Annotated in this window: 25 protein-coding genes; 14 read left to right on the forward strand and 11 right to left on the reverse strand. The window is 70.3% G+C overall.

What is annotated here, in order from left to right; genetic code table 11:
• The first annotated feature begins 6 nt into the window (after positions 1-6).
• The 3 genes from ACFYW1_RS31890 (at position 7) to ACFYW1_RS31900 (ending at position 3,315) form a co-directional block, all read left to right on the forward strand.
• Positions 7-984 carry an ABC transporter ATP-binding protein gene (locus ACFYW1_RS31890; RefSeq protein ID WP_389001044.1) on the forward strand — a complete coding sequence of 326 codons (978 nt, stop codon included), beginning with the start codon at positions 7-9 and terminating at the stop codon, positions 982-984.
• Entirely contained in the window at positions 974-2,221 is a 1,248-nt protein-coding gene (locus ACFYW1_RS31895; protein ID WP_389001047.1) for an ABC transporter ATP-binding protein, read from the forward strand. Before ACFYW1_RS31890 ends, ACFYW1_RS31895 begins: the two co-directional genes overlap by 11 nt.
• An 80-nt stretch (positions 2,222-2,301) precedes the next feature.
• Positions 2,302-3,315: a hypothetical protein gene (locus ACFYW1_RS31900; protein WP_389001050.1), complete on the forward strand. Its 1,014-nt coding sequence runs from the start codon at positions 2,302-2,304 to the stop codon at positions 3,313-3,315.
• 75 nt (positions 3,316-3,390) lie between these two features.
• Here the strand turns inward: ACFYW1_RS31900 and ACFYW1_RS31905 are convergent, their stop codons facing one another.
• Positions 3,391-5,526, reverse strand: a complete 2,136-nt coding sequence (locus ACFYW1_RS31905; protein WP_389001053.1) for a prolyl oligopeptidase family serine peptidase — start codon at positions 5,524-5,526, stop codon at positions 3,391-3,393.
• A 174-nt stretch (positions 5,527-5,700) separates the two neighbouring features.
• On the opposite strand from ACFYW1_RS31905, the gene ACFYW1_RS31910 reads away from it, so the two are divergent.
• The 9 genes from ACFYW1_RS31910 to ACFYW1_RS31950 all read left to right on the forward strand — a co-directional run bounded on the left by ACFYW1_RS31910 (position 5,701) and on the right by ACFYW1_RS31950 (position 14,452).
• Positions 5,701-5,895, forward strand: coding sequence for a hypothetical protein (locus ACFYW1_RS31910; RefSeq protein ID WP_148839028.1), 195 nt, complete (start codon positions 5,701-5,703; stop codon positions 5,893-5,895).
• Between the two features lie 190 nt (positions 5,896-6,085).
• A complete protein-coding gene (gene mshB, locus ACFYW1_RS31915) occupies positions 6,086-7,009 on the forward strand; it encodes an N-acetyl-1-D-myo-inositol-2-amino-2-deoxy-alpha-D-glucopyranoside deacetylase (protein WP_389001056.1) in 924 nt (307 codons plus the stop codon).
• Positions 7,006-7,452 carry a DUF6113 family protein gene (locus ACFYW1_RS31920; protein WP_389001059.1) on the forward strand — a complete coding sequence of 149 codons (447 nt, stop codon included), beginning with the start codon at positions 7,006-7,008 and terminating at the stop codon, positions 7,450-7,452. Before mshB ends, ACFYW1_RS31920 begins: the two co-directional genes overlap by 4 nt.
• A 418-nt stretch (positions 7,453-7,870) precedes the next feature.
• Entirely contained in the window at positions 7,871-9,742 is a 1,872-nt protein-coding gene (locus ACFYW1_RS31925; protein WP_389001062.1) for a hypothetical protein, read from the forward strand.
• 213 nt (positions 9,743-9,955) lie between these two features.
• Positions 9,956-10,891, forward strand: coding sequence for an ABC transporter ATP-binding protein (locus tag ACFYW1_RS31930; protein ID WP_389001065.1), 936 nt, complete (start codon positions 9,956-9,958; stop codon positions 10,889-10,891).
• Positions 10,888-11,628, forward strand: a complete 741-nt coding sequence (locus ACFYW1_RS31935; RefSeq protein ID WP_389001068.1) for an ABC transporter permease — start codon at positions 10,888-10,890, stop codon at positions 11,626-11,628. Before ACFYW1_RS31930 ends, ACFYW1_RS31935 begins: the two co-directional genes overlap by 4 nt.
• Complete coding sequence (locus tag ACFYW1_RS31940) at positions 11,625-12,872, forward strand: sensor histidine kinase (protein ID WP_389001071.1); 1,248 nt, start codon at positions 11,625-11,627, stop codon at positions 12,870-12,872. The genes ACFYW1_RS31935 and ACFYW1_RS31940 overlap by 4 nt, the downstream gene beginning before the upstream one ends.
• Positions 12,869-13,480, forward strand: coding sequence for a response regulator (locus ACFYW1_RS31945; protein ID WP_384217540.1), 612 nt, complete (start codon positions 12,869-12,871; stop codon positions 13,478-13,480). Before ACFYW1_RS31940 ends, ACFYW1_RS31945 begins: the two co-directional genes overlap by 4 nt.
• A 105-nt stretch (positions 13,481-13,585) precedes the next feature.
• Positions 13,586-14,452 (forward strand): DUF3626 domain-containing protein, encoded by an 867-nt coding sequence (locus ACFYW1_RS31950; protein ID WP_389001075.1) that lies wholly within the window; start codon positions 13,586-13,588, stop codon positions 14,450-14,452.
• A 59-nt stretch (positions 14,453-14,511) separates the two neighbouring features.
• Here the strand turns inward: ACFYW1_RS31950 and ACFYW1_RS31955 are convergent, their stop codons facing one another.
• The 9 genes from ACFYW1_RS31955 to ACFYW1_RS31995 form a co-directional block, all read right to left on the reverse strand.
• Positions 14,512-15,351, reverse strand: a complete 840-nt coding sequence (locus ACFYW1_RS31955; protein WP_389001224.1) for an immunity 49 family protein — start codon at positions 15,349-15,351, stop codon at positions 14,512-14,514.
• Positions 15,352-15,465: 114 nt separating this feature from the next.
• Positions 15,466-16,284 (reverse strand): immunity 49 family protein, encoded by an 819-nt coding sequence (locus ACFYW1_RS31960; protein ID WP_389001227.1) that lies wholly within the window; start codon positions 16,282-16,284, stop codon positions 15,466-15,468.
• A gap of 60 nt (positions 16,285-16,344) precedes the next feature.
• Positions 16,345-19,017: a hypothetical protein gene (locus ACFYW1_RS31965; protein WP_389001078.1), complete on the reverse strand. Its 2,673-nt coding sequence runs from the start codon at positions 19,015-19,017 to the stop codon at positions 16,345-16,347.
• Positions 19,014-19,439, reverse strand: a complete 426-nt coding sequence (locus ACFYW1_RS31970) for a DUF6507 family protein (protein WP_389001081.1) — start codon at positions 19,437-19,439, stop codon at positions 19,014-19,016. Before ACFYW1_RS31970 ends, ACFYW1_RS31965 begins: the two co-directional genes overlap by 4 nt.
• Positions 19,440-19,715: 276 nt before the next feature.
• Positions 19,716-20,021 carry a hypothetical protein gene (locus ACFYW1_RS31975; protein ID WP_389001083.1) on the reverse strand — a complete coding sequence of 102 codons (306 nt, stop codon included), beginning with the start codon at positions 20,019-20,021 and terminating at the stop codon, positions 19,716-19,718.
• Positions 20,022-20,045: 24 nt separating this feature from the next.
• Positions 20,046-20,927: a glycosyltransferase family 2 protein gene (locus tag ACFYW1_RS31980; RefSeq protein WP_389001086.1), complete on the reverse strand. Its 882-nt coding sequence runs from the start codon at positions 20,925-20,927 to the stop codon at positions 20,046-20,048.
• Between the two features lie 35 nt (positions 20,928-20,962).
• Positions 20,963-21,139 (reverse strand): hypothetical protein, encoded by a 177-nt coding sequence (locus tag ACFYW1_RS31985; RefSeq protein WP_389001089.1) that lies wholly within the window; start codon positions 21,137-21,139, stop codon positions 20,963-20,965.
• A gap of 29 nt (positions 21,140-21,168) precedes the next feature.
• Positions 21,169-22,113, reverse strand: coding sequence for a hypothetical protein (locus ACFYW1_RS31990; RefSeq protein ID WP_389001092.1), 945 nt, complete (start codon positions 22,111-22,113; stop codon positions 21,169-21,171).
• Between the two features lie 76 nt (positions 22,114-22,189).
• On the reverse strand, positions 22,190-22,465 hold the full coding sequence (locus tag ACFYW1_RS31995; RefSeq protein WP_389001095.1) for a hypothetical protein: 276 nt from the start codon (positions 22,463-22,465) through the stop codon (positions 22,190-22,192).
• A gap of 123 nt (positions 22,466-22,588) precedes the next feature.
• On the opposite strand from ACFYW1_RS31995, the gene ACFYW1_RS32000 reads away from it, so the two are divergent.
• Both ACFYW1_RS32000 and ACFYW1_RS32005 read left to right on the forward strand, forming a co-directional pair.
• Entirely contained in the window at positions 22,589-23,416 is an 828-nt protein-coding gene (locus ACFYW1_RS32000) for a Scr1 family TA system antitoxin-like transcriptional regulator (protein ID WP_389001098.1), read from the forward strand.
• On the forward strand, positions 23,403-23,627 hold the full coding sequence (locus tag ACFYW1_RS32005) for a DUF397 domain-containing protein (RefSeq protein WP_389001101.1): 225 nt from the start codon (positions 23,403-23,405) through the stop codon (positions 23,625-23,627). Before ACFYW1_RS32000 ends, ACFYW1_RS32005 begins: the two co-directional genes overlap by 14 nt.
• Before the next feature lie 70 nt (positions 23,628-23,697).
• Here ACFYW1_RS32005 and ACFYW1_RS32010 read toward each other — a convergent pair whose 3' ends face one another.
• A complete protein-coding gene (locus tag ACFYW1_RS32010) occupies positions 23,698-25,518 on the reverse strand; it encodes a coagulation factor 5/8 type domain-containing protein (RefSeq protein ID WP_389001104.1) in 1,821 nt (606 codons plus the stop codon).
• Between the last annotated feature and the right edge of the window lie 288 nt (positions 25,519-25,806).

Below are 25,806 nucleotides of genomic sequence, written 5' to 3' on the forward strand. Positions count from 1 at the left end.
GCTGCCATGTTGCTCGAAGTGCGCGATCTGCACGTGGAGTTCCACACCCGCGACGGCGTGGCCAAGGCCGTCAACGGGGTCAACTACTCGGTGGCCGAGGGCGAGACGCTGGCCGTCCTCGGCGAGTCCGGCTCCGGCAAGTCCGTCACCGCGCAGGCCATCATGGGTATCCTCGACATGCCCCCGGGAAAGATCAGCGGCGGCGAGATCCGTTTCAAGGACCGCGACCTGCTGACGATGAAGAAGGACGAGCGCCGGAGGATCCGCGGCCAGGAGATGGCCATGATCTTCCAGGACGCGCTCTCCTCCCTCAACCCCGTGCTCAGCGTGGGCCAGCAGCTCGGCGAGATGTTCGAGGTGCACCGGGGGATGTCCCGCAAGGACTCCCGGGCGAAGGCCGTCGAGCTGATGGACCGGGTCCGCATCCCGGCCGCGAAGGAACGCGTCGGGAACTACCCGCACCAGTTCTCCGGCGGCATGCGCCAGCGCATCATGATCGCGATGGCGATGGCCCTGGAACCCTCGCTGATCATCGCGGACGAACCCACCACAGCCCTCGACGTGACCGTCCAGGCCCAGGTGATGGACCTGCTCGCCGAACTCCAGCGCGAGCTGAACATGGGCCTGATCCTGATCACCCACGACCTGGGCGTGGTCGCGGACGTCGCCGACAAGATCGCCGTGATGTACGCGGGACGGATCGTCGAGTCCGCCCCCGTCCACGAGATCTACCGGGCACCCGCCCACCCGTACACCAAGGGTCTGCTCCGGTCGATCCCGCGCCTGGACCAGAAGGGCCGGGAGCTGTACGCGATCAAGGGCCTGCCGCCCAACCTGCTGCACATCCCGCCCGGCTGCGCCTTCAACCCGCGCTGCCCGATGGCCCAGGAGATCTGCCGGGACGAGGTGCCGCGGCTGTTCGAGGTGGCCGAGGACCGCGAGAGCGCCTGCTACTTCTGGAAGGAGACGCTCGATGCGCGCTGACGACTCGGCGACCGGCACGGTGCGCGAGGCGGCCGTGAGGACCGGCGAGCCGATCCTGGAGGTCCGCGACCTGGCCAAGCACTACCCGTTGACCCAGGGCATCCTGTTCAGGAAGCAGGTCGGCGCGGTCAAGGCGGTCGACGGGGTCTCCTTCGACCTGGCCGCGGGCGAGACGCTCGGCATCGTGGGGGAGTCCGGCTGCGGCAAGTCGACCGTGGCCAAGATGCTGGTGCACCTGGAACAGCCGACGGCCGGCGCGATCAGGTACAAGGGCGAGGACCTCACCAAGCTGTCGGGGCGCGCCCTGAAGGCGGTGCGCCGCAACATCCAGATGGTGTTCCAGGACCCGTACACCTCGCTCAACCCGCGCATGACGGTCGGCGACATCATCGGCGAGCCCTTCGACATCCACCCCGAGGTGGCCCCGAAGGGCGAGCGGCGCAGGAAGGTCCAGGACCTGCTGGACGTCGTCGGCCTCAACCCGGAGTACATCAACCGCTACCCGCACCAGTTCTCCGGCGGCCAGCGCCAGCGCATCGGCATCGCCCGCGGCCTGGCCCTGAACCCCGAGATCATCGTCGCCGACGAACCCGTCTCCGCCCTCGACGTCTCCGTCCAGGCGCAGGTCGTCAACCTGCTGGACCGGCTCCAGGCGGAGTTCGGGCTCGCCTACGTCTTCATCGCGCACGACCTGTCGATCGTCCGGCACATCTCCGACCGGGTCGGGGTGATGTACCTGGGCCGGATCGTTGAGATCGGCTCCGACGAGCAGATCTACGACCACCCCACGCACCCGTACACCCAGGCGCTGCTGTCCGCCGTCCCGGTGCCGGACCCGACGGCCCGCGAGCACCGGGAACGGATCATCCTGCACGGCGACGTCCCCTCGCCGGCCAACCCGCCCTCCGGCTGCCGCTTCCGCACCCGCTGCTGGAAGGCGCAGGAGCGGTGCGAACTGGAGGTGCCGCTGCTGGCGGTCCCGGCCGTCTTCCGGCTGACGGACTCCATGGCCAAGCACGACTCCGCCTGCCACTTCGCGGAGGAGAAGCAGGTGGTGCCGCCGGAGGGGCTGCTGGAAGCACCGGGCGGCACCGCGGACCAGACGGACGAGCACGAGAACGAGGACGAGGAAGGGGAAGAGACCGGGGTCGAGGACGGGGAGAAGGGCGGGAGCGCGGGCCCGGACGAGGGCCGGGAGGGCGGGGCCCCGCCGTCCGGGAGCAGCCGGGCGCGCTGAGCCCCGGCCGGTTGCCCGTTCGCGCACCACGCGGACGAACCCCTTGTCCCACGGCGCGGCGACGGTGGAGGATCGCTCGCGTGATACTCACTCGGGGGGCAAGGGTCACCGGCGCCGTTCTCTGTGCGGTGCTCGCGGTGATCGTCGCGGGCTGGATCGTACGGGACGTCGGAGCGGTCGACGATCCGGCACAGCTGTGGCGCCATTGGGCCGGTTACCACGACGCGCGGCTCGAGGCGCTGCCCGCCACCTCGGCCTACGACGCGGTGCTGTTCCTGGTGTACGTCGGCGCGGCCGTCGCCGCCCTGCGCTCGTCGGTGGCCGCCACCGCGCTGGTCGCGGCCGGAGCGGTCACGATCGCCGTGCGGCTGCCCGGACTCTGGACCATCGGCGGGAGCGGGACGACCGCCCGGTTCACCGACGACCTGCGCACCCGTGCCCTGCTCAGCGCCTTCGTGGCGCTCGCGGCGGGCATCGCGCTGATCATCACCGCCGGGGCCGGCCGCAGGGCGCCGTACGACCCCTCCGAACGCCTCCCGGCCCGGCCGGGCCAGGGCGCGGGCGTGATGGCCTTCCTGGGCCTCGGCGCGGCGGGGGCGGTCGTGATCGCCTGGGAGATCCGCCAGGCGGTGCGGTTCGCCGACGCCACCTTCGACGTCTACCCCGACTGGTACGTCGGCGGGGTCCGGGTCCTGCACGGGCTGATCGACCCGCCGCCCGGCTGGTTCACGGCGGTCCTGGCGCTGTTCTGCCTGTTCGCGGCGGTGAGCGCGCTGGCCCGGGCCGCGCACGCGCGGCCGTTCGGCCTGATCGCCGCCGCGCTGCTGCTGTTCGGCGGAGTGATGGGCGTGGCCCGTTCCGTGCACCACGAGCTGCTGGAGAACTTCGGCGGACTGCCGGTGGAGGAGCAACTCCTCGTGCTGACCTCGTTCTTCGAGGTGGCGGCCGGTGCCGTGGTACTGCTGGCGATGTCCCTGCCGGGCCCCGCCGACGTCCCCGCCCCGCCCCACCAGGGCTACGGGCAGGGGTACGGCTATCCGCGGCCCGGCGTCTTCGGACCGCCGCCGCCGTCCCAGCCGCCGCCCGGCTGGTGACGGACCCGCCGCCCGGACGCGCCCCCTTCCGCCCGCCCGGCGTCACCGGGCGGGCGGAAGGAACACCCCGCAGACCTATCCGGCCAGGCCCAACGACCGCTTCAGGAAGTCGACCTGGAGCAGCAGCAGGTTCTCCGCCACCTGCTCCTGCGGCGTCATGTGCGTCACCCCGCTGAGCGGCAGCACCTCGTGCGGGCGCCCGGCCGAGAGCAGCGCCGACGAGAGCCTGAGCGAGTGCGCGACCACCACGTTGTCGTCCGCCAGACCGTGGACGATCATCATCGGCCGCACCTGGTCGGCGGCCTCCGAGAGCCCCTCGTCCGTGATCACCGAGTTGCGCGCGTACACCTCGGGCTGCTCCGCCGGGTCGCCGAGGTAGCGCTCGGTGTAGTGGGTGTCGTACAGCCGCTGGTCGGTCACCGGCGCGCCCACCACCGCCGCGTGGAACACATCGGGCCGACGCAGCACGGCCAGGGCCGCCAGGTACCCGCCGAACGACCAGCCGCGGATCGCCACCTTGCCGAGGTCCAGCGGGAACCGGTCGGCCAGCGCGTGCAGCGCCTCGACCTGGTCGTTCACCACCACGCGGGCCATGTCGTCCTTGATGGCCTTCTCCCAGCCCGGCGAACGCCCCGGCGTGCCCCGGCCGTCCGCGACCACGACCGCGAAGCCCTGGTCGGCGAACCACTGCGAGGTCAGATGCGGATGGTGGGCGGCGAGCACCCGGCGGCCGTGCGGACCGCCGTACGGGTCCATCAGGACCGGAAGCGGGCCGTCCGACTCGTCGTACCCCTCGGGCAGCAGTACGGCGCACGGAATACGCCGTGCGCCCCCCTCGGTGAGGTGGGGCCGCGCGGAGAGAACCGGCCGTTCGGAACGGTCCGCCACCGTGGCGACCGGCTTGCCGTCCCGGAACACCTCGACGCGGACGCCCGGCCGGTCGGGCACGCGGGAGACCATGACCGTCACCCCGCCCGCGCGCACCGCCGAGTGCACCCCGGCCGCTTCGGAGACCCGCTCCACGCCCAGTTCGTTGACCCGGTAGACATGGGTCTCGCCGACCTCCGGCGCCGCGGCCTCCTCACCGGCCGAGGCCGCCACCAGGATGTCGGACTCCCCGATGTCCAGGACCGCCTGGAGCTGCAACTGCGCCCCGGTCAGCGGCCGGTCGCCCACCGCGAGCACCCGCGCCCCGCCCTCGTCCGCGATCCGTACGAGCCGCCCGCCCGGAGCCCAGGCCGGCACCCCGGGAAAGATTTCCAGCCATACGGGATCCTCGTCGGCGTGCACCGTCCGCGTCGCGCCGGTCTCCGGGTCCACCGCCAGGAAGAGCTGACTGCGCTGGTCACGGGCCTGGACGAGCAGCAGCGGAGCCCCGTTCGACGACCAGTGCACCTGCACCAGGTAGGGGTGGCGGACCCGGTCCCAGACCACCTCGGTACGGGTGCCGTCCAGGCCCAGCACGAAGAGCCGCACCTCGGCGTTGGGCGTCCCGGCCGCCGGGTAGGCGACCTCGGCGGGCTTGCGGTCGGGGTGCGCGGGGTCGGAGATCCACCACCGCCGCACGGGGCTGTCGTCGACCCGGGCGACCAGCAGCCGGTCCGACTGCGGCGACCACCAGAAGCCCCGCGACCGCTGCATCTCCTCGGCCGCGATGAACTCCGCGAGGCCGTACGTGACGTTCGCCCCGTCCGGTTCGGCGAGCGCCCGGTCCCCGTCGCCCTCCGCCCCCACGACACGCAGCTCACCCTTGGACACGTATGCGACGTGTCGTCCGTCCGGTGACGGTCGCGGGTCGATCACCGGGCCCGGAACCGGCAGCGCGCGGGCCGTTCCCGCCCGCAGTTCGGCGACGTACACCTTCCCGGAGAGTGCGAAAGCGGCCAACTCGGCGGCCGCGTCGACCGCGTAGCCGACGATCCCCGACGATCCCTCGCGGCTGCGCTCGCGCCGGGCCCGCTCCTGCGCCGACAGCCGCTCCTGCGAACCGCCCAGCAGGGCAACGGGATCGGCGACCACGCGTTCCTCCGGCGCACCGTCCTTCGGCAGGTCCAGGACCCACAGCCGGCCCGTCCGGTCCGTACCCGACTCCGAGCGGATGAAGACCACCCGCTCCCCGTCGGGGGAGACGGTGAACGCACGGGGTGCTCCGAGGCTGAAACGCATCGTTCGGGCGTGTTGGCGGGGGAACGAGATCTTCTGCGAAGTCATGGGACGAACCTAGCCCCCGACCACCCGTTCGTGCGCCCCTCGTGCTGCTGTGCTCCGAACAATGCGTTGGCACGGATAGTTATGATCCGTAGCGCTCGGTGGGTATGAACCTGCTGGCTCCGTGTGTGCTGCCCGTCCCGACCGTATTGATGGAACTGATGGAGGTGAACCGCCGTGGCACTCTCGATTTCGGCGGTGGTGCTGCTGGCGATCGTCGTCTTCCTGCTGATCCGGAAAGCCGGACTGAAGGGCGGACATGCGGTGGTCTGCGCGCTGCTCGGTTTCTATCTCGCCAGCTCGTCGATCGCGCCCACCATTTCGGAGCTGACCACGAACGTGGCGGGCATGATCGGCGGCATCAAGTTCTGACCCCCGTCTCCTGACTTCCGTCTCCCGGCCCGCTCCTCCGGCCCCCGCCCTCCGGCCTCCGTACCGCCGGCGGGCCGGGGACGGACCGCGGGTGACCGGCCGGTGCTCCGTCGGTGCGCGTCCGGTGTGCGGTGGGTGCGCGTACGGTGCGCGGGCGGTGATCGGTCCGCCCGGCTCGTAGGCTGTCCCCATGACGGACCATCCCGCCCGGCGTCTGCTCCTGGTGCACGCGCACCCCGACGACGAGTCGATCAACAATGGCGCCACCATGGCCAAGTACGCGGCCGAAGGGGCCCAGGTCACCCTGGTGACCTGCACGCTCGGCGAGGAGGGCGAGGTCATTCCGCCCGCCCTCGCCCATCTCGCCTCCGACCGGGACGATGCCCTCGGCCCGTACCGGCAGGGCGAACTCGCCGCGGCGATGAAGGAGCTGGGGGTCACCGACCACCGGCTCCTCGGCGGCCCCGGCCGCTTCCGCGACTCCGGAATGATGGGCGTCGAGCAGAACCACCGCCCCGGCGCCTTCTGGACGGCCGACGTGGACGACGCCGCCGGACACCTGGTGGAGATCATCCGCGAGGTGCGTCCGCAGGTCCTCGTCACCTACGACTCCGACGGCGGTTACGGGCACCCCGACCACATCCAGGCGCACCGGGTCGCGATGCGCGCCGCGGAGCTGGCCGCCGATCCCGCGTACCGCGCCGGGTCCGGGGCCCCGCACACCATCGCCAAGATCTACTGGAACCGGGTGCCGCGCACCGTCGCGCAGGACGGCCTCGCCCGCCTCCGGGAGACGGCGCCGGACGCCTTCCCCTTCCCCGGCGTCGCCGCCCTCGACGACCTGCCGGGCGTGGTCGACGACTGCCGGATCGCCGCGGAGATCGACGGCTCGGCCCACGCCGCCGCGAAGGCCGCCGCGATGCGCGCCCACGTCACCCAGATCACTGTCGACGGCTCCCTCTTCGCGCTCTCCAACGACCTCGGGCAGCCGCTCCTGACCACCGAGTACTACGAGTTGGCGCGCGGCACGTACGGGGCTCCCCGGGGCACCCGGGAGGACGACCTGTTCGCGGGGCTGGCGGAGTCCGCGGACCGGGCGGAGGCGGAGCGATGAGCGGCGGGGAGCGACGCGAGCAGCACCCCCGCACACCCGCCGGGAACGTCGCGGCCACCGGCCTCGCCGCCCCCGTCAACCCGGCCCGGATCGTCTCCTACGTGGGCCTCGCCCTGCTCGGCGCGCTCGTGGGAATCGCCGGATCGCTCGTCCAGGCCGCCTGGTTCCCCGCCGGACTGCTGCTCGCGCTGCTGGCCGCCGGCGGTCTCTTCTACGGCGGTCGCCGGGTCTTCGACACCCAGCTCGGCGCCCTGGCACCCGCCGCGGGCTGGCTGATTTCGATCGTTGTTCTGCTCGGCGGGCGGCCGGAGGGCGACTATGTCTTCGGCGGCGAACTGGGTCTGATCCTCTTCATGATCGGCGGAATGGCCGTCGCTGTGATCTGTGCCACCATGTCGCGGTCGCTTCTGCGGGGTGCCGACAGCGACCGACCTGGCAAGTAATGTGCCATCTCCGATCCCGTAAAGCCCCCTGTCCTTCCGGCGGCCACCCGGCCGTTTCCCCCGGTCGCGGGGTGTCTGCCGGTGGCGGCCAGTATGGTGGTTCGCGCGCCGAGCCGTCCCCAGGCCTGCGGCATGGGGGAAGTACGGGCGGCGGAGCCAATCGGGAGAACCTGCTTTGAGTCGTGAAACTGACAGTTCGTCCTCCGGGCCCCAGGGGCGCGGAGGAGCCGCGTACCCCTCGGGGACGCCGCCGTACGGATCCCGCCAGTATCCGTCGCTGCACCCTTCGCAGGACGCCCCGGAGGGGGCCCCGGAACCTGCGGATCCTTCTCGGTCCGACGAGCCGAAGACCGAGACGACGCTGACGACGCGGATCCGGATCAACATCCCGGGGTCGCGCCCCATCCCGCCCGTCGTCATGCGTACGCCCGTGGGCGACGCCGACACCGAGGGCGCCGAGCGCACGGGCAGCATTCCGCGCCCCGCGCGCTCCGGGCCGGACGGCGCCCCGGACACGTCCGGCGCCGCACCGGCCGCCGAGAAGCGGACGGGTGCCGCGACGGCCGAACCGGCCGCCGAGAAGCCGGCCAAGGAGCCGAGCGGCAGCGACTGGTTCGCCCCGCGCAAGCCCCTCGCGAACGCCTCGAAGCCCGAGCCCTCCGGCGGCGGCACGCCGGGCGGCAACGCGTCGCTCGGCGGGAGCCCGGCCGGTGGCGGCGGCACCCTCGGGGGCAACGCGCCGCTCGGGGGCCCCTCCGCAGGCGGCCCGGCCAACGGCGCGGAGCGCCCCGGGGGCCCCGCGCCCCGCCCCGACCTGCCGTACTTCTCGGACGGTCCGCAGCCCACGGGCGGCCAGGGCGTACCCCGCCTCGACGGCGACGACTTCGGCGCCGACGACGCCTCCGCGGGCGGCCCGCGTCCCACGCCGGGCCTCGGCGTGCGCACGCCGCCCCCCGGCGGCCCCACCACGGGTCCGGTCACCGGTACGTCGGCCCTCACCCCGAACCTCGACGGCCCGGCCGGTCCCGGCGGCGCGGGCGGTGTGCCGCCGCGGATGTCGGACGACACGGCGGTGCTGACGCCGCAGTTCGCGGCCCCGGCCCCCGCGGGGCCCGAGGGCAACGTCTCCGGTGACACGCTCACCAGCGGCATCCCCGTCGTCCCGCCGGAGCACCGGTCCGCCTCCCCGTTCCCGTCCCCGCCCGGCCTCGGCGAGCGCGTCGGCGCGGTGTCCGGCGGCCCGAGCGACCCGATGGGCACCGGTCCGGCCGGTCCCGGCGGACCCGCCGCGCCCGAACCGGCCGCCCCGTCGCCGTCCTCGTCCTCGTCCGCGCCCGCCAAGAAGGGCCGCTCCAAGCTGGTCCTCCTCGGCGTGGGCGTCGTCGGCCTGGTCGGTGTCGCCTACGGCGCCGGGCTGTTGATGAACCACTCCGAGGTCCCCAAGGGCACCACCGTCCTCGGCGTCGACATCGGCGGCGGCACGAAGGACGACGGCGTCGCGAAGCTGGAGGCGGCCCTCGGCAAGCGCGCCGAGGCCCCGCTCCAGCTGTCCGTCGCCGGCAAGAAGACCGAACTCGTGCCGGACAAGGCGGGACTCGCCCTGGACAGCCAGGCGACCGTGCGCGCCGCGGCCGGCAGCGACTACAACCCGGTCTCCGTCATCGGCTCCCTGTTCGGCAACAAGCGCGCCGTCGACCCGGTGATCCCGGTCGACGAGGAGAAGCTCGGCGTCGCGCTGAGGGACCTGGCGGGCGTCTCCGGCTCGGCCGGCGAGGGCACGATCAAGTTCGAACCGAACAAGGTCACCGCCGTCCCCGGCAAGCCGGGCAAGACGCTGGACGTCGGCCAGTCGATGATCTCGGTCCGCGACGCGTACCGCACCCAGGTGCAGACCGGCCGGTCGAACGTCGTCGAACTGCCCGTCGCCACCCGCGAGCCCACCATCACCCAGGCCGAACTGGACCGGGCGATGAAGGAGTTCGCGAAGCCCGCGATGTCCGGGCTGGTCACGATCAAGGCGGGGGCGAAGGAGATCCAGTTCGGCCCGTCCCGGTCGCTGCCGAAGATCCTCACGATGGTGCCGGTCGAGGGCAAGCTGGTCCAGCACTACGACAAGAAGGCCATCGACGAGCTCTGCGACGGCGTCTTCGACGGCATCATGGTCACCAAGGGCGACGGCAAGAAGCACCAGCTCAACGCGGACGACGTGGCTGCGGCCATGAACACCGCACTGCTCGGCAAGACCCCTGCCGAACGGACCGCCGTCATCGACCTCGGCGGCAACGGCTGACCTTCCGCCACATCGCACCACCCGCCCGCCCCCGTCCGGACCCACCGGCCGGGGGCGGCGCCGTTGCCGGGCCCGGTACCGGAAACGGCGCCGCTCCCGTACCGCCCGGGGCCGGCCCGCCCCGCAGTCACAAACCGGGCATGACATCTGTCATCCCGTTTCCACGACCGGCGACCCTGCCGCGTCCACCCCGCCCTCCGCCACGCTGGGGGCATGACAACGAAAGCCGCCGAGGCCACCGGGGCGCCCACCCCCGCGGTCCGCTTCGACCAGGTCAGCAAGGCGTATGGAGAGGTACGCGCCGTCGACGGGCTCACCCTCGAACTGCACCCCGGGGAGACCGTCGCGCTCCTCGGCCCCAACGGGGCCGGGAAGTCCTCCACCCTGGACCTGCTGCTCGGTCTGCGCACCGCGGACTCCGGCACGGTCCGGGTCTTCGGCACGACGCCGCAGACCGCCATCGCCGAGGGCCGGGTCGGCGCGATGCTCCAGACCGGCGGCCTGATGGAGGACGTCACCGTCGAGGAGCTGGTCCGCCTCGGCTGTTCCCTGCACCCCAGGCCCCACCCGGTGGGCGAGGTGATGTCCCGCGCCGGCATCGCGCAGATCGCCGGCCGGATGGTCAACAAGCTCTCCGGCGGCCAGGAACAGCGCGTCCGCTTCGCACTCGCCACCGCGGGTGCCAACGACCTGATCGTCCTCGACGAGCCGACCACCGGCATGGACGTCACCGCCCGCCAGGCGTTCTGGGCCACCATGCGCGAGCAGGCCGAGCAGGGCCGTACCGTCCTGTTCGCCACCCACTACCTGGAGGAGGCCGACGCGATCGCCGACCGCGTGCTCGTCCTCCACAAGGGCCGGCTGCTCGCCGACGGCACCGCCGCCGAGATCAAGGCCCGGGCCGGGGCCCGCCGGATCTCCTTCGAGCTGGAGGGCCCGGTCGACGAAACGGCCCTGCGCGGCCTGCCGTTCCTCTCCGCGCTCGACATCACCGGCAACCGGGTCCGCATCCAGTCGCACGACGCCGACGCGACCGTCCACGCCGTCTACGGGCTCGGCCTCCACCCGCGCGCCCTCGAAGTCGCGGGACTCGGCCTGGAACAGGCATTCGTCGCCATCACCGAGGCCGAGGAGGCCAGGACCGCATGAACACGCTGATCAGGCTCGAAGTCGCCCGCACCCTGCGGAACAAGAAGTTCATGTTCTTCTCGGTGGTCTACCCCTCGGTGATCTACCTCCTCATCTCCGGCACCCAGAACACCACCGACCGGATTCCGCACACCGCCCTCACCTTCCAGGCGTTCTTCATGGTCTCGATGGCCTCCTTCGGCGCGCTGACCGCCGTCCTCATGGGCAACAGCGAACGCATCGCCAAGGAACGCGAGAAGGGCTGGGTCCGCCAGCTGCGGCTCACCGCGCTGCCCAGCCGGGGCTACGTCCTGGCGAAGATCGCCAGCGCCGCGGTGGTCACCCTGCCCTGCATCGTGGTGGTCTTCCTGGTCGGCGCCGCCGTCAAGAACGTACGGGTGGAGACCTGGCAGTGGTTCGCGCTGACCGGGGTCATCTGGGCCGGTTCGCTGGTCTTCGCCGCGCTCGGGGTGGCCATCGGCTACCTCGCCAGCGGCGACGCGGTCCGCCCGCTCACCATGATCATCTACTTCGGGCTCTCCATCCTCGGCGGCCTGTGGATGCCCAGCGCGACCTTCCCGCAGTGGCTCCAGAACATCTCCGAGTGGCTGCCCACGCACGCGTACGCTTCTCTCGGCCAGGCGATCGAAATGGGTGGCGCGCCGCAGGGCAAGGACGTCGCCGTCCTCTGCGCCTACTTCCTCCTCTTCACGGGCGGCGCGGCCCTGCTCTACCGGAAGGACACCCTGAAGGCGTGAACGACGACGAGACGCCGGTGGGCATCGGACGCCCTCCCACGAACCGCAAGCAGTTCTGGATCAAGCTGCTCTGGATCGGTATCTGGCTCGCGTTCATGGGCGCCCCGGTCGAGGACCTGGCGGGGGGCCACCACACCCCGTGGGGGACGGTACTGGGCTGGCTCGGCCTGCTGACCTTTGTGGGGTCCTATCTGCTCCTGGTCTTCCGCCACACGAGCAGCCCCCTGGACCGACGTGTCGTCCACGCCTCGATCGCCTTCCTCGGCCTCCTGTCCACCGTCCTCGCCCTGACGCTCGGCACCTCGTGGCTGGTGCTCTTCGTGTACGTGGCGGTCTCCGTCGGCGCCACCCTGCCGCTGCGCACGGCCCGCTGGCTGATCCCCGCCGTCGTGGCGGTCATGGTGGTCATCGGGCTGACGGCCGACCACCCCCGCGAGGTCATCACGGCCCTGATCTTTCCCGCGCTGCTCGGCGGGTTCTCGATGACGGGGGTGCGCCAGCTGATCCGTACGACGATCGAGCTGCGCGAGGCCCGCGCCACCGTCGCCCAGCTCGCCGCCAACGAGGAGCGGCTCAGGCTGGCCCGCGATCTGCACGACCTGCTCGGCCACTCGCTCTCCCTGATCACGCTCAAGAGCGAGCTGGCCGGCCGGATGCTCCCGGACCATCCGGAGCGGGCCGCCGCCCAGGTCGCGGACATCGAGCAGGTCAGCCGCCAGGCCCTGATCGACGTGCGCGGCGCGGTCACCGGTTACCGCCGCCCCACGCTCCCCGGCGAACTCGCGGGCGCCCGTACGGCGCTGGCCGCCGCGGGCATCGCGGCCGACGTCCCGTCCGAGGTCCCCGACGACCTCCCCGAGAAGCCGGAGGAGGTGCTCGCCTGGGCGCTGCGGGAAGCCGTCACGAACGTCGTACGGCACAGCGGGGCCCGGCACTGCACGGTCACTCTCGTCCGGCGCCAGACCCTGGACGGCAAGGTCCTCGAACTCGCCGTCTCGGACGACGGCGTCGGCGCCTCGGGCACCACGCCGGGCAACGGCCTCACCGGCATCGGCGAACGCCTCGCCACGGTCGACGGCACACTGACCACCCGGTCGGGCAGATCCGGTTCCGGCACGGGCAGATCAGGTTCCGCCCATGGCAGAGCCAATTCCGTTCCGGGCAAAACCAATTCCGGTTCGGGCAAAGGCTTCACCCTCACGCTGACCGTTCCGCTCGGTTCCGGCCTAGGATCCGACGAATGAGCATGATCAGACTCCTTCTGGCCGAGGACCAGTCCATGGTGCGCGAGGCCCTGGCGGCGCTTCTCGGCCTGGAACCCGACATCGAGGTGGTGGCCCAGGTCGCCCGCGGCGACGAGGTGGTGGCCGCCGCCCACGCGCACGACATCGATGTGGCGCTCCTGGACATCGAGATGCCGGGCATGACCGGAATCGACGCGGCGGCGGTGCTGCGGCGCGAGCTCCCGGACGTGAAGGTCGTCGTCGTCACCACCTTCGGCCGCCCCGGCTATCTGCGCCGGGCCATGGAGTCGGGCGCCGACGCCTTCCTGGTGAAGGACGCCCCGGCCGCCGAACTGGCCGCCGCGGTACGGAAGGTGCTCGCCGGGGAACGCGTCATCGATCCGACGCTCGCGGCGGCGGCCCTCGCCGACGGGGCGAGCCCGCTCACCGAACGCGAACGCGACGTGCTGCGGGCGGCGGCGGACGGCTCCACCAACGCGGAGATCGCCGGCGCCCTCCACCTGTCCCAGGGAACGGTGCGCAACTACCTCTCCATGGCCATCCAGAAACTCGCGGCCCGCAACCGTGCGGAGGCGGTCCGCATCGCCCGCGAAAAGGGCTGGCTGTAGAACCCGGCGGTTGTGGGACCCGGGCCGGCCGGAGCCCGGTCCGGCCCGGAGGCACTCCAAACAATTCGCACGCGCCGTCCACCCACCCAGGGAAATACTGCACAGATGACTTCCCCGACCCCACCGACCTCCCGGGCATCACAGGAACAGGCCCTCGGCCACGTCACGGAACTGGCCTCGGGCCCGCCGATGGATCCTGAACTCCGGGTGACCCTCAACTTCCATCCGGACCGCCCGGCACACGGCACGGCGATACTGGACGCGATGGCCGAGGACGGCGTGTACCGCTCGCAGTTCGTCACGGGCACCAGCAACGGCGGGCTGACCGCGCATCCCGGAGGCGACCGGTGGCGCTGGGAGAGCCGTATCTTCAACGGGGCCTACGACGAGGCACCCGCCCATGAGCGGCCCGTCTACGGGGCGTTGAACTTCCGCCGGAAGCCGGTCGGCGGGGCGCCGCGATTCGGCTCGGCCCATTTCCGGCTGTCGGCCGGGACGCTGGAGCGGACCACGTTCTGCTACCCGGACAGCTTCCTCGAACCCTCGGACTTCGGCGTCGCGGACCGCATGGGCCTCATCGGGCTCGCCCTCGCCGATCAGCAGGACGACCTCGACGACTACATAGAGGCGCAGGTGCACGGCCCGGTCCGCCCGGACCGCCATGTGGAGGCCCTGGTCCTGGACCCCTGCTACCGGGACACGGCCGTCGAGTCCGCGGCCCTGCGCCTGGGCTGCCCCGTCGAATGGCACCCCGGATTCCGCCTCACGGTCGAGGAACTCCACCGCCACCCCGACTACCGGGGCCAGGAGTACGTCGACCTGGGCACGAAGATCGCCGTCGACGGCGTACTGAACCCCCGCATCCTCGGAGAAGCCGCCCACGACGACCGCTTCGACCCCCAGGCGCTCAAGAGGGTGTGGCACTACCTGGCACGGTTCGGACAACAGGGGCCGGCCGCGGCGAGGACCTGAGCCGAGCCGGAGACCGCGATCCCGCTGCGTCGTTCCCCCTGTTGCGGCGCAGCCGGGGCTCAGGTGGGGAATTCGCCGAGCCAGGTGTGCTGGAGGAGGTGTGTGGGGAGGTAGTCGGATTCGACGTCGATGGGGAACTTGCCGTCGTAGGCGAGGCAGGCGATGGCAAGCGGCCCGAGTGCGATGCTTCCGTCGATGTCGGTGGTGCGTTCTTCGGTGAGGGTCCAGTAGGCCCGGTGGAGTTTCAGGGTTTCGATCAGGGCGGGGGTGAAGCCTTCGAGGTCCCTGGTGACGAAGTGGTAGAAGAGGTTGATCGGGGGATAGAGCTGCCCCTGCAACAGGTCGAGCGGGGCGATGCGGGCGATGGCGGGGTCCGTCATCTCGATGGCGGTGGTGAGTTTCTCCGCCAGTCCGGGGCGGCGCAGCCAGTACGTCTGCAGGGTGTCGACCCAGTGGTAGATGTACTCGTCGTACGTCCCCTCCGGAGACCGCAGCCGTTCCAGCGGAATCTCGCACAACTGCGTCATCCGCTGCTGCTCACGACAGATGACGGCGAGCCAGAACGCGGACAGCCAGTTGCCGGCATTGGCGGACGACCTCGGCCCCCTGGCAGCGGGGAGAGTCCGCAGCTTCCGATTGATGCGGCACTCGACGGTTCCTTCGGTGATGCCGGTCACGGCGAAGAGTGCGGAGCCGAGTTGCATGGCGTTGACCGTGGCGTCCCACGTCTCTGCCGCTGCGGCCCGTGGGTCGGAAGTGCAGCGAGCGTATAAAGACAAGACGGCGGTGTCGAAATCTGAATCGATTACTTCCGTTGTTTCTTCGAGAGTCTCGATTCTTCGGAAAAGGTGCGCATTCAGCTTCTCTGCAAGCTGTTCGTCGTCAGACTCAGAAGGCAAGTTGTGGCGGGGAAAGGTTATGGCCACGAAGAGCCCTTCTGGTGGTCTTGAGCTGGCAGTAAGGGGGGTTGAGGCGGGGAACGGTCGAGTTCGCCGCATGGTTTCTCCCGGAGGCTACGCGTCGAACTCGCCACGCCAGGAGAAGTCCAGCAGGGCGGTCGGCAGGTAGCCGGATTCGACCTCGATCGGGATGCCGTTGGCCTTGGCGAGGCAGGTGATTGCCAGCGGGGCGATGGCCACGACCCCTTCGATGTTCTGGGTGCGGTCCTCGTCGGCCGTCCAGTACTCCTTGTGCCAGCGCAGGGCGTCGTTCAGTGCCTCGTTGAAGCCCGCCGCGTCGTTGCGCAGATAGCGGTAGAACATCATGATCGGCGGGTATTCCAGCTTGCTCATGGTCTCGGGATCCATGATGCGGGCGTGTTCGGGGGCGCTCAGGTCCACGGCCCGCACCAGGTGCTGGCCGACGTCGTCGCGTCGCAGCCAGAAGCTTCGGAGGGTCTCCACCCAGGCGTAGACGTACTCGTCCGCCACACCGCCGCAGTCCCGAAGCAGCGATGCGGGCACCTGCGCCAGCATGTCGAGGCGGGCCGTCTCCCGGCAGATCAGTGCCAGAAAGAAGGCATTGAGCCAGGTTCCCGCGTTGAGATAGAACTGCGGACCGGTGGTGGCGAGTTGCCGTTCCTCCTGGCGGACCTTGCAGGTCACGGTCTCTTGAGTGGAGCTTGCGGCGGCGAAGACCGCCGAGTGCACCTGCATGGCCAGCAGCCAGGACTCCCAGGTCTCCAACATCACTGCGTCCGGATCCCCGACACAACGGATACGCGCCACGTTCAGGGACGTTGTCAGCGCACCAGTCCTGGCGCGATGTGAAGTCTCGATATTCTGCAGTGAATTGGACAGGCCTTCCTCCAGGACGGGGACGACTGCCGCCATCTCTGCCACCGGATACTCCTGACGGGACACGCTGGTAACCACTGATCTCCCTTTTTGGATTCAGATATTGAAATACTCGAGGACGGCTCCAGCGTATGTGCCATTGCTCTTGGCGGCTTTCACCATCACATACTCCAGGTTGCCGTTGTCGAACGCCGTCCTCAGCTCAGTTGCCAGCTGGGCATTGGTCCGGACTTTCCCTGTACTGTCGGTCGCTGAAAGTGAAGGGCGGGCTTCCATCTCGGCGATGATGGTTTCCAGGTAGTGGCTGGTGCCCTGCTGCACCATGAACTTTTCGGCGGCACCCTTGCCTCTGCGCCAGATGAGTCCCGAACCCGGCGCCTTTGCCTCGACGATCATGAGCTTACCGTCCGGCCGACGGTACAACTGGTCAAACATGTTGGCACCGTTGGGGGTCTTTGGCAGAGGCTGTTCCACCGAGCCCTTGAACCGCTCGGGTATCACATGCAGCCGTGCGGCGTCCTCGCCCAGCCGCTCGGAGTAGCTGCTGTTGTTGGACGTCTGATCGTCGAAGTGGTCGGTGAACTGTTTTCGCGCACGCTCCACTTCCGCCAACGTCTGCTCGGTCGGTGAGAGCTTGTGCGCACGCTCGGCATTGGACAGATCCACTGAGACCTTGCGGTCCCTCGAGACATCGTCCAAGTGGTCGATCTGGTCGACCGGAGTGCTGTCACGATCCAGTGGGTCCCGACCGTACCTAGTCTCGGATGGGGCCGAGGGAAGGTCGTGCTTGGACATCCAGGAGCCGTCGCTGTCCTTCGCGAGAATGGGCAGCTCGACGTCGTCGATCTTGGTTTGAATGCTGCGGCGATGGCCATCGGACCGGTAGTAGAGGTCGAACCAGGACTTGTCGGGGTCGTTCGCGCGCCGGACGAATTCGTCCTGCTTGGCCTTGATCTCTTCGGCGGGCAGTCGCCGCCCCTCTGAGGGGTGCGTCGGCTGCGCCGCATCATCCGCACCGTGTGCTGCGTCGTCCAGGCCGCCTGTGCCCGGGCTTTCCGGGAGACGGGTTTTGCCGCCCACGGGTGGGGGCTCGTGGTGCCCGCCGCCAAGACCGTCGGTGTGGTTGCCGATGTTGGAAGGACCGTCCCCGTTGCCGCTCGGTCTGTTGGCCGAGGGCGTGTTGTCCAGGTTGTTTGCGGGCATGCGGTCGCCCGCGTGGCCGCCGGGGGTGTGGTCCGGGGTGTGGTCGCTTCTGTGGAGGGGGTCGGAGATATCGCTGCCCAGGCGGGTCGCGTCGTCGCCGTTGCGGCCGCCGACGCCTGCCAGTTCGTGTTCCGGGATCTCGGCCGTGGCCGGGGTGGCAGGGTTGCCTGTCGGGGCGTTCTTGGCGTGTTGGGTGAGGTCGCCGGTGGCGTTGTAGATGTTGCCGTGGGGGTCCAGGAACTGTGACGGGCCGTCGCCGGGGAGTTTCACCGTGCCCGGCGGGAAGGTGGTGGTGCCCTCGGGGAGCTTGAGGGTGCCGTCGGGGAGCCGGGTCGCTCCGTCGGGGACCGCCGTGCCCGGGGGGAGGTGGATCGTTCCGTCGGGGAGGTGTGCGGCGCCCTCGGGCAGGGCGATCGCGCCGTCCACGTCGAGGGCAGGGGCCTCGAACCTGCCCAGGCCCTTCAGCCCGGCCAGCACGTCGCTGACCTTCGACAGGCCCGCGCCCGCGCCCTTGAACAGGTAGGTCATGGGGTCGACGGCGCGGGCGGTTCTGCTCGTGAGGGAGAGGGCCCTGGCGGCCAGGCCGGCCTTGCCCGCGCCCGAGGCCGCGCCGCCCGTGCCGCCGGTGAAGACGGTGGTCAGCACGTTGAAGGTGACCGCCCCGGCCGCCCGGGAGGGGTTGGAGCCCCACTGGTCCCAGGCGACCAGGGCCTTGCCGGTCTCCTTCACCGCGGTACCCGAATCACGCAGCCACGCGGAGTGGTCGCCGGGCAGGGCGTGCAGGACGAGCTGGGCGGCGGGTGAGAGGCCGGTGGCGAGTTTCGCCAGCCCGGTCCAGGCATCCTCCGCCGCGTCCCCGCCACTGAAGCCGGCCAGGGTCCCCAAACCCTTGAGGGTGCCCCAGACACCGTCGACGAGGAAGCCCCTGCCGAAGTCGTAGGCGTGCTCCCACACCTGCCACCACGGCGTCGACTCCTCAACCGCCTCACCCCACGGCAGGGACTTCGCCCGCTTCAGGGCTCCGGCGTCGTACCCGTACGTACCGGGTTTGCCCGAGCCGTCACCGGTCTTCAACGGGCTGCCGCCGACCAGGGCGACGATCTTGGCGTGACAGGCCCGCTCCACCTCCTGAAACGCCGCCCACACCTCCGCGATCTCGCCCCGGCGCCGGTTGTTCTCCTCGACCAGGTCCCCGTCCTCGGACCACGTGTCGTCGCCGTCGACCTCCACCCGGAAGGCCACCGCGTCCCGCTTCAGCTCCTTCAGCTTCTCCACCAGGGGAAACGCATCAGCCGAGTACGTCCCCAGCGCACCGGCGATCACACACAGATCCGAACTCAGAACCTGACCCTTCGCCGCGACCGGCCCGGTCGTCGCGAACAACTGCTCCGCCTCGGGCGCCCTGTAGAAGGCGCGCAGCCCACCGAAACTGCGGTGCACCTCCCCGGCCGCCCCCGCCACCTTCGCCCCGTGCCCCGACAACGCCGTCACCTTCGTGTCCAGCAACGCCAGATCACCCGTGAAAACCGGTATACCGACCGGATCCACCGGCCCCGCCCCGCTCACCGCCCCTCCCCACCACGCCTGAGCAGATCCAGCCGCACCGCCCCGGCCGCCTTCTGCGCGTGCTCGGCGGCCTCCAGATCACCCCGGCAGTACGCCCCCGTCGCCTCCAGCGCCCCCAGCACCGACGCCTCCGTGCGCTCGGCCATCGACCGGAAGTCCTGATCACGCTCCCGCAGGTACTCGCCCAGCGCCACGGCCACCGGACCCATCGCCGCCCGCGACAACGGCGCACTCCCCGCAACCACCGGACCCTGCACCGGAGTCGACGCCTGCGCACCCGGCACCGCCGTCCCCGCCGCCCGCGCCGCCTCCGACACCGTCTCCAGCATCGCCGTCAGAGCCTTCTGCAGATCACCGGCATGACCGCCGACCACCCTCAACTGGCCCTGAACCCCCTGCGGCCTGATGTCCCACCCCACCACGACAAAGCCCCCTCACGTCCCGCGCCGGCCCGGCCGCCCGCCTGTACGCGCGCACAACGAACGGCCATTCGCATGGTCATCCCTATCAACCATGGCGTCGCTGGTGCAATCAGCAAATCGTCAATCGGCCAACAATGACTCACTCATGACGTGATGAAGTGCGAGGAAAGCGTGAGGGAAGTACTCCTGGGTGGTGCCGGGAGGCGTTTGCAGTCGGGGGCGGAGGGGGGTGTCGTCACCTCGGGGCGAGGGACGGGCGGGCGGGCGCGTGTGCGGTCAGCCGCCGTCCAGGCAGTTCCAGTTGATCGAGTGCGTGGCGGCGGGGGCGAGCGCGTGGACCCGTTCCCGGAAGCCGGTCTCGAAGCGCGGTCGCATGGCGTAGAAGCTCCTGATGCCGACGGGGTAGTCGGTCTCGCCGGTGATGAAGTACTGCCCGTCGATCACGCTCCACCCCATGGCGACCTCGTGGTCCTGGAAGCCTTCTTCGGTCACCAGGTCGGCGATCGAGTCCAGGACGGTTCTGGTTTCCGCCTCGTCGGCGAGTCCGTGCACCGCGAAATCGAACATGACGTTTACACCCATGCGCCGATGCTAAACGGCCGGAGGTCAGAGGATCGGGGGGCGGCCCAGCCGGGTCATGCGCCACACCGTGCGCCACTTCATCGCCTTGCGCGGGCCGCACGACGTCCGCACGCCCTCGGCGAAGCCGCCCCACCACGCCTTCGCGCCGCTCAAGGAGCGCATGCGGATCATGGTGATCCCGGTCCACACGCCGAGGTAGACCGGGATCAGCGGGACCGGGAGCCGACGGCGTGCCAGCCATACGCGGTTGCGCGCCGTGAACCGGTAGTAGACCGCGTGCCGGGCCGGGGACGTCTTCGGGTGCTGCAGGACGAGTTCGGGCTCGTACAGGATCTTCCAGCCCTCGTCGAGCGCACGCCAGGCCAGGTCGGACTCCTCGTGCCCGAAGAAGAACTCCCCGGCCCACAGGCCGGTCTGCTTGAGCATCGGTACGGAGAAGGCGTGCCCGCCGCCGAGGAACGCCGTCACCAGGCCCCGGCGCATCGGGTCGTCGGCGCGCAGCCGGGGAACCCAGCGCCGTTCGGTGTGCCCGTGCTCGTCGGCGACCCGGAACCCGATGATCCCGAGCCGCGGGTCGGACGCGAACAGTTCCTGGACCTTCCGGAACACGCCCATGTCGATGAGGAGTCCGTCGTCGTCCAGCTCGACGACGACATCGACGTCGCCGGAGTCGCGCAGCAACTCCAGACCGACGTTGCGGCCCCCCGGGCAGCCGAGGTTCTCGTCGAGCGGGACCTTGGTCACGTTCTCCGCCACGTCCACATCGGTGAGGGGCGTCGCGTTGCCGATCAGTACCACGCGCGCCGCCGGCACGTCCTGCTTCTCCACCGAGGTGAGGAGAGCCTCCAGTTCCCGTGGGCGGGTGCCCATGGTCACGATGACGACTCCGATACGCGGCAACGACATAGCGGCAAACTCCAGTGGTTGGCGGAGTGCCGATGCTAGCGCCGTCCGACGTGCTCCTCGTGCCGCACCCGGCCCGACCGGAACGGCCGTCGCGCCGTATCCGGCTCGGCCGGTGCGATGACGTCGACCAGGGTCGGGCCGCCCACCATGACGCCGATGCCCGGGGCGGTGCGTCCACCGGCACGGACCGACCGCCGGGCAACGGACGTCACCGCACCCCGCGGGAGTCGATGCGATCGGGTCAGCTGCGGGCGGCGGACCGCCCGGACAGCCCCGCGCGTACGGCGGCTGCGCCGCGTGCCGTGGCTGCCACCGCTGCCGACTCCTGGAGGGGCGACGCGCCCCGGCACATGGCGCACAGCTCCTCGTCCCCTTCCGGGGTGAACAGCATCGGCTGCATGTGATGGGGTCCGGCGCACTCGCGCATCGCGGTCAGTCGGGGCGGCGGAGTCGTGGCGGGAGGGGCCACCGGCGGCGGCACGGGCTCCGGTTCCCGGAGCAGGTACCGCAGGAGGCCGCCCGGGCGGTGGATGGCCCGTTCGCGCCCCGGCAGACCGCGCCGGACCCGGCCGCGTACGTCGTCGGCGGTGTGCCCGAGGTCCAGCCACTGGGAGGCGAGCGCGACGAGCTGCGGGACCATGCCGCGCGGCACGGTCAGCCGTGGGTCCAGGGTCGTGATGTCGGCGATCAACTCCCTTGCCTCGCGGTCGCATTCGGAGTCCGGGGGCGGGGGAGAGGGAGGGATGGAGGTGTTTTCGGCAGGAGTCTTTTCGGGATGACGACCGGCGGCCCGACCCTTCGGCTCACCGGCGGCCGGACAGGCGGCCGTCGGACGTTCGTCGCGCACGGCGGCCGTCGGACGCCCGTTGCGTACGGCGAGGGCCTCCTCGGCGGTCAGCGGCACGGAGGAGACCAGCTGCACGGTGGACCAGAGGCCGCGCAGCCCCTGCTGTCGCCACTCGTGCACGAACCCCTCCCCCTTGAGCTGGGTCTTGGCCCGGTTGAAGGCGCCCTTCCCGATACCGGCGCGGGTGGCGGTGCGGGAAAGGGATTCCTCGGCGCCCGGAGGGAGGGAGAGCTGCCAGGTGAGGATGCGGACGGCGTCGGACGACAGCCGGGGGTGCCGCAGGATCTCGTTGGAGATCTGGGAGAAGTGGCGCAAGGGCGCGATAACATGCCGAAGCATCGTTCGTGTTCCTGTCGTGTCGGGAACTGGCGGTGAAGGCCCTTGTCGCCGGGTGCAACCAGCGATGGGGGCCGCTTCATTGGTCACCGTACATGAACATCCGCACACACAGGGTCACTTCATCCGGTCGCCACTCCCCGCCGTAACGCTCCTGCTTCCGCTGGATCCGCGCCCGGATCACGTGCGTCTCCTCGGGCGACGCCGCGCGCAGATCGGCCGCGTTGATGGTCGCCACGAAATGGACGAACCGCACCCGTCGAAGGGTCCCGTCCACCCCGATGACCTTGCCGGGGCCGTAGGCGTCGGTACCGGTGTGGGCGACGTAGGCGTCCTGTTCGAAGGGCGTCGTCATGGCACTTCCTCTCGCTTCACTTCACTCTGCGTGGGTGATTCATGTCACAGGGTGAGTCGCTTGCGGCTACGCTCGCCAGAGGGTTCAGCGTGACGACGCACTTCGCACATGGGGGAGTTACCGGTGGCGAGCGAGGGGATTCCCGAAGTACGGGTCCTGTACGGCAAGGAATTGCGCAGCCGGAGAGAGGCGGCCGGGCTGACGCAGGAGCAGTTGAGTCGGCGCGCGTTCCTGTCCCGTACGCACCTCGCCCATATGGAGGCGGGGCGGCGGCTGCCCTCGCCGGAAGACGCCGAGCGGCTGGACCAGGTGCTGGGCACGGGTGGGTTTTTCGTGCGGTTCCTGCCTGTGCTGGACGACGAACACAAGATCGCCAAGTACTTCGAGGCGGTTATGGAGTTCGAGAAGCAGGCGACGGTGCTCCGGCATTACGACCCCAAGCTGATTCCCGGTCTGCTTCAGACGGAGGCATACGCCCGCGAGGTGTTGAGCTCGGGCTTCCCGCCCAAGAGCGAAGAGGAACGTGACAGGCTCCTTGTCACACGCCTGAAGCGTGCCCGCATCCTCGGCAACTTCGAATCGCCCGTGGTGTGGGTGCTGCTCGACGAGGCGGCGTTGCACCGTCCCATTGGCAGCCCGGCCCTGATGGCCGAACAGTTGCGTCATGTTGTGGGGTTCGGGGAGCGGCGACGCATACGAGTGCACGTCCTGCCGTTCTCGGCGGGTTATCACGCACTGTTGGAGGGGTTGGTCTCCCTGATGTGGTTCGAGGATCTACCGCCCATCGCTTACACCGAAGGGCTCAAGTCGGGGAGGATCTGGGAGAACCCATCGGCAGTACGCGACTTCCAGGTGGCCTACGATCACGCGCTGGGGGATGCGCTCTCGCACCGGGAGTCCCTGGCCCTCATCCGTTCGGTTGCGGAGGAGTACGAGCATGAAGCGCAGTGAACCCATCGTCCCGGACGCCTCGGTCCTGTCCGCCTGGCGCAAGTCCAGTTACAGCGGCGACAACGGCGGCGACTGTCTCGAAGTGAACGACTCCTGCACCGCCCGCGTCCCCGTCCGCGACAGCAAGAACCCGCACGGTCCGGCCGTCGTCTTCGCGGCCGCGGCCTGGACGCCGTTCGTGACGGCGGTCAAGGGCGACCGCCTGGTGTGACGGTGCGTCGAACCACGGAGTGGGGCCCGGTCGCCGCGACGGCCGGGCCCCACTCCCGTTCCCGTACGTACTACGGGAACGACACCACCTGCGACGGAACGGTGTCCGAGCCCGAGGTGGGCGATCCCGTCCCGTTGATGACGTGCTCGTACTGGCCCTTGCCGCCGAGCGAGACCACCAGCAGGTCGTGGAACCTCACACCGGGCTTCACCGGTGCCTGGAAGCCGTGGTCCTGGCGGATCGTCGGGTCGACGTTGAAGTAGCAGTAGCTGCCCAGGCCCCAGCCCTCGTGGTTGTTCACCGAGTCGTCGACCTTGTAGGCCGCGAAGCCCTTGGTGTCGCCGTTCTGGATGGCGGCCTGGTTGGGGGCGTCGTACGCCTTCTCGTTCTGGAAGAAGATCGTCCGGCCGTTCTCGCCGGACCACCGCACGTCGTACTTGTTGAAGTGCTCGACGAACAGGCCGGTCGCCAGGACGTCGTCGCCGTTGACCTGGAAGCCGTAGTCGGCCCGGTTGGTCTCCCAGCCGACGCCCTCGCCGTGGTCGGCGCGCCAGATCCAGGTGTGGTCGACGATCGTGTCGTTGCTGTTGATCACCATGCCAGTGGTGGCCCGGCCGGCCCCGGCGCCGCCGACCCGTACGAACACGTCCTGGAGCGACGTCGGGTTGTCCGCGTGGCGTGCGGAGGCGCCCGCCGGGCCGACCTCGACCAGGGTGTCCGAGTTGGTGGGACCGGCGTCGACGAGCAGTCCGGCGAGCTTCACCCCGTCCACGTCACCGACCCTGATGGCCGTGACGCCGTTGTCCGGGACGATCGTGGCGAGGCCCAGGCCGAGCACCACGGTGTCGGCGCGGTCGATGTCGATCGTCCGGTCCACGTGGTAGATGCCAGGCGTGAACAGCAGGTGCAGGCCCTGCTCCACCGCCGCGTTGATCGTCTCGGCGGTCGCGCCGGGCTTCACCACGTAGAACCGGTCCAGCGGTATCGACCCGCCCTGCGGTGTGCCGTTGCCCCATGAAGTGCCGCGCGCGTTGACGCGTTTCGCGGGCACGAACACCTTGTACGCGTCCCCGTCGAGGTACAGGAACGGCTTCTCGCGCGAGACGGGGGTGGTGTCCAGCGTGGTGTACGGCGGATTCGGGAAGCTCTGCGCGGGCGCGCCCTCGACGCCGGAGAACGTCATGTTCCAGACGGCGTTGTTCCAGCCGCCGACCGAGCTGTCCCGGGTGTACCACTGCTGTTGTGAGTACGGTGCGACCTGGCCGTCGATCCTGCTGTCGGCGATGTAGCCGCCGCTGGCCCAGCCGTAGCCGTCGGGTGCGAGGTTCAGCCCGCCCCGGACGTGCATCCGGCGGAACGGCGCGGCCTGCGAGACCGCCCAACGGTCCGTGCCGTTCACCGGGTTGAGCGCCAGGTTCTCCGCCGAGCGCCAGAAGTTCTGGGTGGCGTTCCCGTTGAACCAGCCGGCGTCGACCGTCACGTCGCCGTTGAACGTGGTGTCGTCCGGGCTCAGTCCCAGCCCGGCGATCGAGGTGTAGAAGCCGAGCTGCGCGTTGATGTTGTCGTACGTGCCCGGCTTGAAGAACAGCGCGTAGCGGCCGTCGCCGAACTGTGCCGACTCCTGCTGCTTGAAGATCTCGTCGACCTTGCCCTGGATGTTCGGCGTCGAGGGGTCGAAGACCAGGACGTTGGGGCCCAGGTCGCCGCCGCCGACGATCTCCTGTGCGTTCTGGCCGTGCGCCGTCGGGGCGGCGAGGACGGAGGCGAGCAGCGCGGCGGCGAGCGCGGCGATCACGGCCGGTCCGGGAATCCGGCTCCGACGGCCCCGACGGCTGCGGCGGAGGCCGGAACGAGGGCTGAGGCGTGGGGGTGCTGTGGGGGGAGCATGCATGGGAACACTTCTCCTGAGTCGTGGTTCGGATGCACGACGAACTGTCGGGGGAGCGTCTTGAGAGCGTCCTGAGAGCGCTCTCAGGACGGATTCCGATGGTTCCGTTGCCGCGCGGTGAACGTCAAGAGGTGTGCACAGGTGGGCGCCCGGGATCGGCTTGAGTGCAACAACTAAAGCCATGGGAAAGGCGATTGACCCGTCATGGGGTCGGTTCGGTGGGGGCGCGCATTCAGGGGGTGCCGTATGAACGGCGAGGGGCGGGGACAGCCCCGTAAGGCCGTTCCCGCC

This window comes from Streptomyces sp. NPDC002669 (assembly GCF_042889165.1).
Taxonomy (GTDB): domain Bacteria; phylum Actinomycetota; class Actinomycetes; order Streptomycetales; family Streptomycetaceae; genus Streptomyces.